This is a genomic window from Sphingomonas sp. H160509 (assembly GCF_024124765.2).
Taxonomy (GTDB): Bacteria; Pseudomonadota; Alphaproteobacteria; order Sphingomonadales; family Sphingomonadaceae; genus Sphingomonas.
In genome coordinates this window covers 22,284-32,678 of sequence record NZ_JAMXSR020000001.1, presented here as the reverse complement: position 1 = coordinate 32,678, position 10,395 = coordinate 22,284, and the positions used below count along the sequence as shown (strand labels likewise).

Here is a 10,395-nt window from a genome sequence, read left to right as displayed (position 1 = left end):
TCGTGTGCGCGGGCAGCGCTGCGATCTCACCTTCCACATCCTGCCTGGTTGGCATGTCGGCACGAGCCCACCGCGCACCCGGCCGCCACCCGCCGCTCCGCGGTACCGAACACGCACCGGGATCGTCGTCGACGGGAAGCTGAAGGGCTGGCCGCTCAGGCGACCGCGTAGCGTGCCGGTCCAGCCGTCTCAGCCGTTCGATGGCCAAGTGCGGCAGGAACAGCGAGACAACCCGTCTCATCGCAGCCCTCCAAAATCATCGAAAATGCTTCGCCGCCACGCTGCCGTGCGACCTGTACCTGCCACCGCGATCGGCCGACGCCGGCAATACCGAGGCGCTCGGACGACGCACTGGCGATCCGCCAGCGCGTCCAGGCCGCGGACGGCTCGGCGAGCGGATCCTGGTCGCGATTACGTCTGCGTCGCAGGATGAGTACGGGAATGTCGGCGTCAGCCGCCACCAGTTGCAGGCGCCGGGTCGCCACCATCGACATGCGGCTCACCTCGGCGATCACCGCTGACGGCGTTCCATCGCGCACCGCGTCTTCGACGACGGCCAGCAAGGCTGCATCGTCACGGGGTTGTGCATGGATTAAGTCGGCAGGCGATAGCCCCGCCTGCTCAAGACCAGGCGCATAGAGATCGTTGCGACAGCTCACCCACAGCACCGGTCCGCCTGTATGCACCGCTTCTCGCGCGGCGATGCCTGTGAGGAACAGCGTTGCTGCGGCATCGTCGACCATCGAACAGCTTTGTGCGGCGACCTCGTGCAGTGCTCCAGCGCGAAGGCCCCTGCTTGCGAGGCGATCGTCGAGCGCAGGGATACCGAACGGCATGATGCGGTGATCCACCACCGGCGTTGCGATTGTTCGCAGGTGGGCGATGGTTGTCGGCAGGGACTCGAGGGCGGTGATCATGATGTCTAGACTCTACCTGTTCCCTTTATGTTCCGTTACCAGATGGCGTTGGTCAACTGGGTTTATGTCCCGCAGTTCAGACTGTTTGCTCTTGACCACGGCTCACCGCCGTACGGAACGGTTACGCAACGAAACGTAAACAGGACGGAACGAATTCGCTTTCGTTCTGAACGCGGCTGACTCATAGAATCGTCATGCCGATCCGCCCCGAGAACCGCTGGCTCTACCCAATCGACTGGCAGCAGCTGTCGCAGACGGTCCGGTTCGATCGTGCGGGTGCTCGGTGCGAAGGATGCAGCAGGCCTCACCTGCGCCGTGTGGTCCATCTCGGCGACGGACGCTGGTGGGATGCCGATGTCCGGTGCTGGCGGTCGGACCGGGGCAAGCGTATTTCGATGAAAGCCGGGTTCGTCCTCGCGTCGGTCCGGGTGACCTATGTCGTCCTAGCCTGCGCGCACCTCGATCATGATCCGGGCAACAGCGCCTCTTCGAACCTCAAGGCGCTATGTCAGCGCTGCCATATGATCCACGATGCAGCGGAGCATCGCTGGCAGCGCTGGTGGAATGTCTTTCGGCTTCGTGCGATCCGCGATCTTTACGAGGATCCTCGCGTCACGCGCGAGCGAATCGCTGGCCGTTAGAGATCGATGTTTCGGGCTTGCATTGCCTTGGGCACCAAATGTGCGATCGGCCCCCGCCCTGCGGCCGCCTCAAAGATTTCGGCGACGTCATGATCCGCGAGCTTGTCCAGCGTGAGGCGAAACGCCGTAACGCTCGCGTCATCCAGTCCGGTCTTTGTCTCGTCGTTCGCCATGGCTAAGGTCCCGCCGGTCTTTTCATTGGAGAACGAATAGCATGAACGTAAGTGACCTGGCCAAGGGCGTCGCTGAGGCGACCGGTTCGAACGAAGCCGATTCGAAGAAGGCGATCACCGCCGTATTCGACCAGATCGCGGCCGCAGCCGTGAAGGGTGAAGAGGTTTCGATTCCAGGGTTCGGCAAGTTCACCGTCAAGGATCGTCCGGAGCGCGAAGGCCGCAACCCCGGTACCGGCGAGGCGATCACGATCGCCGCTTCCAAGAAGGTTGCGTTCACGGCCGCCAAGGGGCTGAAAGACAAGATGTAAGACGCGTGCGCCGGCGAGTGATCTCGTCGGCGCCAACCCTAGGAATACGCTTCGTGTGCAACCGGTATCGTATGACGGCGAAGGAAGCTGACCTTGCGGTCACCTTCGGTATCCGGCCTCCTTATGAGAGGGACGAGGAATACCCCGTCGGTGACATCTTTCCGACCGGAAAAAAGACGCCGTTCTACGGCAAGGTGATCGTACAGGACGGCGGTGAGCGTAAACTCGAGCGGATGGAATGGGGCGTACCGACGCAGGTGCCCAGCGCGCGCGACCCCGCGGTTAAGCTCACCAAGTACGTGACGAACGTGCGCAACCTGAACTCGAGCTTCTGGCGCTCGATGTTGATGACGCCTGCGCGACGCTGTCTCGTTCCGGTCACCGCTTTTTCCGAATACGGGTTGGCACCCGGCGAAGACGGCAAGAAGCCCCTTCACTGGTTTGACGTGCCAAGCCGTCCAATCTTTGCGTTTGCAGGCATCTGGCGACCGACCGAACGCGACAACGCCTATGGCTTCTTGACCACCGAGCCGAACGCGATCGTGGCGCCCGTCCACCCCAAGGCCATGCCGGTCATCCTACACGACGACGATTACGATCGTTGGCTGACAGCGCCCTGGGACGAACTGAAGGACACGGTCGCGCCCTACCCATCGCAGTTGATGCGCGTTGAGGGCATGGCATCGGAGTACGCGAAGGATGTCCGATCGTGTGTGCTATTCTAGCCGTTGAACTCCGAAAGGTGACTGACAATGACAGAAGCGACATGGGGCGAAAGCGCCAAGACCCCGGATATCAACTGGCGAATGAGCGCGTCGTTGGAAAACGTACCCCGCGGAGACACCGATATCGCCGAAGTGACGAACCTCGAGCGCGCGGTGCGGGATTGGGTCAGGCTGGATACTGAACATAGAGACACGGCTACCTTGACCACGGATCATCCCGTTCAGATCGTAGGGGTTTCCAGTACGACGTTCACTGGCGAAGCTATCTCAGTAATTGCCGAGCACCTGCCACCCATCCCAAGCAAAAAGGAGTAATAGCTATGGCGAAATCCAGCGTCCGGTTCGAGCGCGGTGATGGATATTGGGTGGCAGAGCGTGACAGCATCGGCTTCACCGGCGCGACCGACTTTGGCCCCGTTGAGTTTCTGATCACCAGCGAAGCATTGGCCGAGATGCTGAACCCGGAGCTGGAAGGAATTGACCCGGAAACTGCGGTCGAGGTCTTCATCGAGTTTGAAAACGACATTCATCGCATCGCCCAGCGCGAATTTGTGAAACGCCTCGGTGGTGAGCCACCAATCCTGCTGACGACTGCAGATGTAGCGCTTTAGCGTTAAAAGCACGGTTGCGATCCGAGTGGGCTATTGGCCCGGGGCGGCTAACGCTCCGGGCCTACGTCGGCTACACGCTTTTTTTAATATAAGCCGCCTTCTTCTCGCTCTTCCGCGCCTTCCTTTTGCGCTTCCTCAAGATCGCTTGGCTTTTTTTCGTCAGCGATTGACTTATCCTCTAAGGTATCTTCCGGCCCTTTGTTGTCGTCCGGAAGTTCATTGACGTCGGTTTCAAAACCAGGGTCTTCCGATTTCGGGGTCGTCATCATGCTTGCTCTCCTTCACCACACCGAACGATCCAAGAAACCGCTCGGTTGCGAACCGGCGGACGATACCCGACACCCGCCCGCAAGCGCTCGCGTTACCGCTCCTGACGAATTCGATGATGGCGTAGCGTCAGAGGACCGATAGTCGAATGGACCCAGTTCCGGACATTCGTCAGACGTCTTCCACTTCCCAACTTCCGACGCCCGTTCAGCTTCGTGCGCCATCGACTGAGAGCACTCCTGATTCGAATGTTTCGAATTATCGTCCGCCAGTCAGCACGATCTCCATCGTGAGCTTTTAGAAGATCAGCTTGCCCCTTGCACGCAGCCAGGTGCAGCTCGATTTCCATCATGGACGCAACGTCGCGATCCCGGGCAACGGGCCCGAGCATGACAAGCTCAAGCAAACCGGTCGTAATGGCCATACTATGTCGGATTTCCCGATCAACAAAGCGGCTGCACTTCGCGGGAACCTCCTCACAATCATGCCCGTCGCGAGACGATTGACGGCGAGTGCTGGCGCTCTAGACAGCGCTCATGGGGTCGGAGGGACAACGCGCGCCGGAGCCGGTCGACAGGACGACGATCCTGCGAACGCTCGTTGATGCGTATAGCCGGCCGCTAAGCCGCTATTTCAACCGTCGCGTCTCGGCGCAGCACGACGTTCCCGACCTCGTCCAGGAGGTGTTCCTGCGACTCAGCCGGCTGACCGACCCGAACGATATCCGCCAGCGTGACAGCTTCATCTTCGTCACCGCCGCCAATGTGCTGAAGGATCAGGCGCGCCGCGACCAGGTCCGTGGCGCCGGGCTGTCCGACCCGATCGACGATTTTTCACTCGAAGGTTCGGATTTTGCGCCCGACCGCGTCTTGGCAAGCACGCAGGTCGCGATCGCGTTGCGGCAGGCGCTTGCCGAACTGCCCGAGCGCACGCGCGACGTCTTCGTGCTGAGGATGCTGGAGGGACTGAAGATGGCCGACGTCGCACATGCCCTCGCCATCTCGACGCGCGCGGCCGAGAAGCATCAGGCGCGCGCGCTCGCGCATGTCGCCGAGCGTCTGAAGGACTGGCGACCGTGATCGTGCCGCACCAGCGCGATCCGGCGATGATTAAGGCCGCCGAATGGGCCGAGCGTCTCGAGAGCGATCGCAGCGACGCCACGCGCTTGCAGTTCGAAGATTGGCAGTCGCGCGCCGGCCATGCCTCAGCGTTCGCGGCGGTTGCCGAGGCGCGTACGATGAGCGCCGCGCTCGCGGATCATCCCGATATGCTAGCGCTGCGTCATGCCGCGGTGGCGCGCATCGCACTCGCGCGCGAACCGCGCCGCACTGCGCCGTGGATGCTGGCCGCCGCGGCCTGTGCCGCGGTCGTCGCGCCGATCGCCTGGTTACGCTTCGCCGACGATGCGACGACAACCAGACCGGCAACGCAGATCGCAGACGCGCCCGTATATCGCACCGCGACCGGGCAACGGCTGATGGTGACGCTGACGGATGGATCGCGGTTGACGCTCGATACCGACAGTCGCGTGCGGGTCGCGTATAACGATGCCGAGCGTCGACTGGTGCTCGAACGCGGCCAGGCACTGTTCGAGGTCGCCAAGCATCAGCCGCGTCCGTTCGTCGTCACCGCGGGGTCGCAATCGGTGACGGCGCACGGCACCGCGTTCGACATCCGGCTCGACCCCGGTGCGGTGCAGGTCGCGCTCGTCGAGGGGTTGGTCAGCGTCGCTGCGAAGGGCGGGCACGCGAAGCCGGTTGCGATGGTGCCCGACGACGTCCTGACGGCCGCCGCAGGCAGCGTCTCGCTGCGTCATGTGCCGGGCATCGCCTTGGCATTGTCGAGCTGGAGCGAGGGACGGCTCGTGTTCGAGGACACGACGCTGCGTCACGCGATCGCCGAAATGAACCGCTATGGCACGCCGCGGATCGCGCTCGCCGATACCAAGGCCGGCGATGTCCGGATCAGCGGATCGTTCCGCACCGGCGAGGTCCAGCCGTTCCTCGATGCGCTGCAAATGGGCTTCCCCGTAACCGTCGCGCGCCGCGCCGACGGTATCACGATCGCCACGAGAAAATAATTTCGGACGAGGGTTCGGGGTTTTCGGAACCTTGCGTCTTTATCCTCGGATCGACCCCGGCAGAGGGATCGCACACACAGGGAGGGTTGCATGACATCCACAGGCAGGACCGTGCTGTTGCGCGGCATGATGATGACCGCACTGGCGCTCGGCGCCGGCGGCATTCCGATCGGCGTGACTGCGCAGGCCGCGGTCGGCGTCCGGATCGCCCGACAGGACATGAGCACCGCGTTGCTCGCCTTTTCCCGCCAGAGCGGCAAGCAGATCCTGTTCTCGCCCACGCTGGTCCGCGGCAAGACTGCGCGCGCGGTTACGGGCCGAATGGAAGTCGGCGATGCCTTGACGACGATCCTCAAGGGCTCGGGCCTCGGCCACAAGCTGACGCCGAGCGGCGCGTACCTGATCGTCGACGCCGAGGAGCAGTCGACCGGTACCGTCACGGCCACACCGCCTGTTGCGCCCCAGCAGGATCCGACCGCGACGCAGGCCGCCCCCCGAGGAACCCGCCGCGGACATCGTCGTGATCGGTACCGCAGGCGCCGGCACCCGGCGACAGGATGCGGCGTTTGCGGTCACCACGATCGACAGCACGATGGCACAACGACTGGGCACCGCCAGCACCGCCGAAGTGCTGCGTGCGGTTCCCGGCGTCAGCACCGAGAGTTCGGGCGGCAAGACCGGCGCCAACATCTTCGTGCGTGGCTATCCGTCGGGTGGCGATGCGGAATACGTCACCTTCCAGACCGAAGGCGTGCCATTCTTCCCGCCGCCAACGCTGTCGTTCCTGGAAAACACGCAGCTGATCCGGATCGACGAGACGATCCAGCGGGTCGAGGCGGTACGTGGCGGCACCGGCGCGTTGTTTTCGAACGGCCAGCCGGGACTAACCGTCAACCTCGTCCAGCGTGAAGGCAAGCAGACGCCCGCCGGACTGCTGAAGCTCAGCGGTACCGATTTCGGCGAGTTCCGCGTCGACAGCTACGTCTCCGGCCCCATCGACGATAGCACGACCTACATGCTTGGTGGCTATTACTCGACCTCGCGCGGGATTCGCGACGCACAGTTCGAGGCAGAACGTGGCGGCCAGATTACCGGCAACATCCGGCACGATTTCGACAAGGGCTCGATTCTGCTGTTCGGTCGCTATCTCGACGATCGCGGCCAATGGCTGCTGCCGATCCCGGTGGTGCAGGACGGCGACAAGATCCGCGAATATGCCGGGTTCGATGCCGGCACCGGGACGTTGGTCGGTCGCGACACGCGGATCGGCGTGCGCAACGACGGCAGCCGGGTCGACCTGGCCGATGGACGCAGCGCGAAGATCTACAATCTCGGCGGCAATTTCGACTATGAACTCGGCAGCGGGATCACGGTGCGCGATCGCGGCAGCTGGATGGAGGGCGACGCCGATACGATCGGTCTCGTCCCCGGCGGCACCCCGCCGATCACCGCCGCCGCCTATGCCGCCGGTCGGGGCGGAACGATCGGGTCGCTCACCTTCGCGACCGGCGGTGCCGCGGCCTCACCCAACCAGGCGGTAGTCGAGGCCGGGCTCTGGAGCGTCGAGAAGCACATCCAAGCGTTCGTCAACGATTTCGCGCTGGAGTGGAAGTCGGGCAGCAACACTCTGACCGGCGGCGTCTATTACACACGCTACAAATCGCGCGACCGGTGGAACCTCGGCAACAGCATGCTGCTCACCGCCGAACCCAATGCGCGCCGGCTCAACCTGACGCTGGCGGACGGCCGGATCGTCACACGCGACGGCTTTTCGGGCGGTTCGACGTTCAAGGTCAACGCGCGCTACACCGGCGAGGACGTCGCCGGCTATGCGGTCGACGAACTGCAGGTCACCGACAAGCTGCGTGTCGATGGCGGCGTCCGCTATCAGCACCACTCGGTCGACGGCACGCTCGAGAACCTGGCCGGCACGGTGCCGGCGGCGGGCGCGGACGGCAATCCGCTGACGCTGTACGACAATGGCGACGCGCAGTTGAACGGCACCTTCCGCACGATCCGCTATCGCGGCGACGCCTGGTCGTGGACCGGCGGCGTCAATTACGATCTCACGCGCGAGATCGGCGCGTTCGTCCGCTACAGCCGCGGCAACAGCTTCCCGTTCTTCGACAATCTGCGCGACGGCATCGACGTCGCGCCGCAGGTCGACAGCTATGAGGGCGGCGTGAAGGTCTCGACCGGGATCGCCAACCTGTACGCGACGGTGTTCCACAACACCTTCGACGGGCTCGCGACGACGGTCATCACCAGCGGCGCACCGATCGCGTCGATCGGTGGTGCCAAGGCGACCGGCGGCGAGCTGGAAGGGCAGTTGCGGCCCTTCGGCGGCTTCACGCTCAGCGGCTCGGCGACCTATCTCGACGCGAAATACCGCGACTTCTTCACCGATGGCGGCCGCACCGATCTGACCGGCAACCGGGTGCAGCGCCAGCCGAAATGGCAGTGGCGCGTCACCCCCCGCCTACGACCTGGAATTCGGCGGCGACACGAAGGCCGGCGTGTATGCGACGATCGGCTATGTCGGCGACCGGTTCTCCGACGTCCAGAACGCGCAGGTCCTGCCGGGCTATTACAAGCTCGATGCAGGTGCCACGCTGGACCTGACCCCGCAGATCCAGTTCCAGGTGATCGGCGACAATCTGACCGACGAGATCGGGCTGACCGAGGGCAATCCGCGTACGCTCGGATCGCAGGGCAGCGGTACGATCCTCGCCCGGCCGATCATCGGTCGTTCGATCCGGTTTGGCGCCGCGTTCAAGTTCTGAACAACGCCGACAAGGTCTGATAGACGTTTCAACGATCGGTCCCGCCACATCGGCGGGATCGATCGCTCTGCCGGGATGATCGCGACGTGATGAAGACCGTGAGCCGTTTTGCCGCGTTGGCCTCGGTCGCCGCGATGGCGCCTGCGCAAACCGCGCCCGTTTCCACCACCGCGATCCGATCGCCGATGGACGTGTACGGACCACTGTTCCAGGCCGTGCAGCAGGGTCATGTGTTCGCCGACGGCAAGACGTTCGTCGACGCGGTGCCGAAGCGCGCTGCCGAGGCGATCATGGCCGACTATGCGCGGACCAAGCCTGCAGGCCCGGCCCTGAAAGCGTTCGTGCTCGCCAATTTCGTCGTGCCGGGCGAGAACGATCGGGGCTCGGGCGATCTCAGGACGCATGTCCGGACGCTCTGGCCGCAACTCGTGCGCCAGCCGGTCGTCCCGGTGGCGGGCAGCTCCGCGCTGCCGCTCCCTGCCCCCTATGTCGTGCCGGGCGGGCGCTTCCGCGAGATCTATTACTGGGACAGCTATTTCACGATGCTCGGGCTGAAGGTCGATGGCCAGCAGCCGCTGGTCGAGTCGATGCTCGAGGATTTCACGAGCCTGATCGAGCGGTACGGCCACATCCCGAACGGGACGCGGACCTATTACCTTAGCCGTTCGCAGCCGCCCTATTATGCGCTGATGCTCGACCTTTCGACCAACACCGATCCGGCGGTGGCCAAGCGTCGGCTGGCGGCGCTGCGGACCGAGCACGCGTTCTGGATGAAGGGCGAGGCCTGTATTGCCGGCAAGCCCGCCTGCCTGCGCGTGGTGCGGATGCCCGACGGCAGCGTGCTCAACCGCTATTACGACGACCGCGATACGCCTCGCGACGAATCCTATGCCGAGGACGTCGAGACCGCGGCGAAGGCGGCGCCCCGCCCTGCGGCCGACACGCAACGCAACCTGCGTGCGGGGGGCGGAGAGCGGATGGGATTTTAGTTCGCGCTGGCTCCGCGACCCGCAGTCGCTTGCGACGGTCCACACCACCGACATCGTACCCGTCGATCTCAACAGCCTGTTATGGGCGATGGAGCGTCGCATCGCCGAACGCTGTCGTAAGGCTGACGACGCGCCTTGCGCGACCGCGTTCACGACCCTCGCAGCCAAGCGCAAGACGGCGATCGACCGCTATCTCTGGCAGGCGACGAACGCGCGGTACGCCGACTGGGACCTGTCGACGCGCAAGCCCACCACGAGCATCAACGCGGCGATGCTGCACCCGCTGTTCGTCGGCCTCGCCTCGCCTGCGCAGGCGCAGGCGGTCGCCGCGACGGTGCGCAAATCGCTGTTGGCCGAGGGTGGCTTGCGGACCACGACGCTGAACACCGGGCAGCAATGGGACGAACCCAATGGCTGGGCGCCGCTGCAATGGGTCGCGATCGCCGGGCTGGAGGCGAATGGCGAGCCGGCGCTGGCGAAGGACATTGCGCGTCGCTGGATCGGCACGGTCGGTGCGGCCTATGCCGAGACGGGCAAGATGCTCGAAAAATATAACATCGAGCAGCGTACGCCCGGCGGCGGTGGCGAATATCCCGTGCAGGACGGCTTCGGCTGGACCAACGGCGTCGCGAGCGCGATCCTCGACCGCTATCCTGAGCTAGCGCTGCATTGAATCATACTCTGCACAGCGACGTGGAATAAACGCCAGTTTATGTCCGATCGGTGATCAGCGAGCTCATCTCATACATAGTTGTTCGCGTTCCCGACAAAATCTGCGGCGAATGTCTTAAGACCCATAACCGGCCATTCCCGCCCCTCCCCCTGCTTCTCAACTACGGACGCCCGTTCATCGCGGCCGAACGGGGGTATCGACGGCTCCGGGATCGTATGCCGTATG

General features: G+C 64.0%; 13 protein-coding genes and 1 pseudogene. 11 read left to right on the top strand and 3 right to left on the bottom strand.

What is annotated here, in order from left to right; translation table 11 throughout:
* Positions 1–155: 155 nt before the first annotated feature.
* Complete coding sequence (locus NHF48_RS00185; RefSeq protein WP_253069861.1) at positions 156–917, bottom strand: ImuA family protein; 762 nt, start codon at positions 915–917, stop codon at positions 156–158.
* Positions 918–1,111: 194 nt separating this feature from the next.
* On the opposite strand from NHF48_RS00185, the gene NHF48_RS00180 reads away from it, so the two are divergent.
* A complete protein-coding gene (locus NHF48_RS00180) occupies positions 1,112–1,558 on the top strand; it encodes a hypothetical protein (RefSeq protein ID WP_253069860.1) in 447 nt (148 codons plus the stop codon).
* On the opposite strand, the gene NHF48_RS00175 is transcribed toward NHF48_RS00180, so the two are convergent.
* Positions 1,555–1,731 carry a hypothetical protein gene (locus NHF48_RS00175; protein WP_253069859.1) on the bottom strand — a complete coding sequence of 59 codons (177 nt, stop codon included), beginning with the start codon at positions 1,729–1,731 and terminating at the stop codon, positions 1,555–1,557. The genes NHF48_RS00180 and NHF48_RS00175 overlap by 4 nt on opposite strands.
* A gap of 41 nt (positions 1,732–1,772) precedes the next feature.
* Here NHF48_RS00175 and NHF48_RS00170 point away from each other — a divergent pair, with 41 nt between their 5' ends.
* From NHF48_RS00170 to NHF48_RS00155, 4 genes are read left to right on the top strand one after another with little or no spacing between them, the layout of a single operon-like run.
* The gene (locus NHF48_RS00170; protein WP_253069858.1) at positions 1,773–2,042 is read left to right on the top strand and encodes an HU family DNA-binding protein; all 270 of its coding nucleotides are present in this window, start codon (positions 1,773–1,775) and stop codon (positions 2,040–2,042) included.
* 53 nt (positions 2,043–2,095) lie between these two features.
* Positions 2,096–2,767, top strand: a complete 672-nt coding sequence (locus NHF48_RS00165) for an SOS response-associated peptidase (protein ID WP_253069857.1) — start codon at positions 2,096–2,098, stop codon at positions 2,765–2,767.
* A 27-nt stretch (positions 2,768–2,794) separates the two neighbouring features.
* Complete coding sequence (locus NHF48_RS00160; protein WP_253069856.1) at positions 2,795–3,082, top strand: hypothetical protein; 288 nt, start codon at positions 2,795–2,797, stop codon at positions 3,080–3,082.
* Positions 3,083–3,087: 5 nt separating this feature from the next.
* Positions 3,088–3,378: a DUF1488 family protein gene (locus NHF48_RS00155; protein WP_253069855.1), complete on the top strand. Its 291-nt coding sequence runs from the start codon at positions 3,088–3,090 to the stop codon at positions 3,376–3,378.
* Between the two features lie 83 nt (positions 3,379–3,461).
* On the opposite strand, the gene NHF48_RS00150 is transcribed toward NHF48_RS00155, so the two are convergent.
* Positions 3,462–3,647 (bottom strand): hypothetical protein, encoded by a 186-nt coding sequence (locus tag NHF48_RS00150; protein WP_253069854.1) that lies wholly within the window; start codon positions 3,645–3,647, stop codon positions 3,462–3,464.
* 534 nt (positions 3,648–4,181) lie between these two features.
* Between NHF48_RS00150 and NHF48_RS00145 the strand changes: the two genes are divergently transcribed.
* The 6 genes and pseudogenes from NHF48_RS00145 to NHF48_RS24435 all read left to right on the top strand — a co-directional run bounded on the left by NHF48_RS00145 (position 4,182) and on the right by NHF48_RS24435 (position 10,170).
* Entirely contained in the window at positions 4,182–4,724 is a 543-nt protein-coding gene (locus tag NHF48_RS00145; RefSeq protein ID WP_253069853.1) for an RNA polymerase sigma factor, read from the top strand.
* Complete coding sequence (locus tag NHF48_RS00140) at positions 4,721–5,725, top strand: FecR family protein (protein ID WP_253069852.1); 1,005 nt, start codon at positions 4,721–4,723, stop codon at positions 5,723–5,725. Before NHF48_RS00145 ends, NHF48_RS00140 begins: the two co-directional genes overlap by 4 nt.
* 90 nt (positions 5,726–5,815) lie before the next feature.
* A pseudogene (locus NHF48_RS24445) lies at positions 5,816–6,070 on the top strand (hypothetical protein); the annotation flags it as partial.
* 175 nt (positions 6,071–6,245) lie between these two features.
* Positions 6,246–8,528 carry a TonB-dependent receptor gene (locus tag NHF48_RS00135; protein WP_342454527.1) on the top strand — a complete coding sequence of 761 codons (2,283 nt, stop codon included), beginning with the start codon at positions 6,246–6,248 and terminating at the stop codon, positions 8,526–8,528.
* A 69-nt stretch (positions 8,529–8,597) separates the two neighbouring features.
* Positions 8,598–9,497, top strand: a complete 900-nt coding sequence (locus tag NHF48_RS24440; protein ID WP_342454526.1) for a trehalase family glycosidase — start codon at positions 8,598–8,600, stop codon at positions 9,495–9,497.
* On the top strand, positions 9,466–10,170 hold the full coding sequence (locus NHF48_RS24435) for a trehalase family glycosidase (protein WP_342454525.1): 705 nt from the start codon (positions 9,466–9,468) through the stop codon (positions 10,168–10,170). Before NHF48_RS24440 ends, NHF48_RS24435 begins: the two co-directional genes overlap by 32 nt.
* The last annotated feature ends 225 nt before the right edge of the window (positions 10,171–10,395 follow it).

Excerpts from the sequence above, each read along its gene's own strand:
- NHF48_RS00185 (WP_253069861.1), bottom strand. The coding sequence starts at position 917 with ATGATCACCGCCCTCGAGTCCCTGCCGACAACCATCGCCCACCTGCGA.
- NHF48_RS00180 (WP_253069860.1), top strand. The coding sequence starts at position 1,112 with ATGCCGATCCGCCCCGAGAACCGCTGGCTCTACCCAATCGACTGGCAG.
- NHF48_RS00175 (WP_253069859.1), bottom strand. The coding sequence starts at position 1,731 with ATGGCGAACGACGAGACAAAGACCGGACTGGATGACGCGAGCGTTACG.
- NHF48_RS00170 (WP_253069858.1), top strand. The coding sequence starts at position 1,773 with ATGAACGTAAGTGACCTGGCCAAGGGCGTCGCTGAGGCGACCGGTTCG.
- NHF48_RS00160 (WP_253069856.1), top strand. The coding sequence starts at position 2,795 with ATGACAGAAGCGACATGGGGCGAAAGCGCCAAGACCCCGGATATCAAC.
- NHF48_RS00155 (WP_253069855.1), top strand. The coding sequence starts at position 3,088 with ATGGCGAAATCCAGCGTCCGGTTCGAGCGCGGTGATGGATATTGGGTG.
- NHF48_RS00150 (WP_253069854.1), bottom strand. The coding sequence starts at position 3,647 with ATGATGACGACCCCGAAATCGGAAGACCCTGGTTTTGAAACCGACGTC.
- NHF48_RS00145 (WP_253069853.1), top strand. The coding sequence starts at position 4,182 with ATGGGGTCGGAGGGACAACGCGCGCCGGAGCCGGTCGACAGGACGACG.
- NHF48_RS24440 (WP_342454526.1), top strand. The coding sequence starts at position 8,598 with ATGAAGACCGTGAGCCGTTTTGCCGCGTTGGCCTCGGTCGCCGCGATG.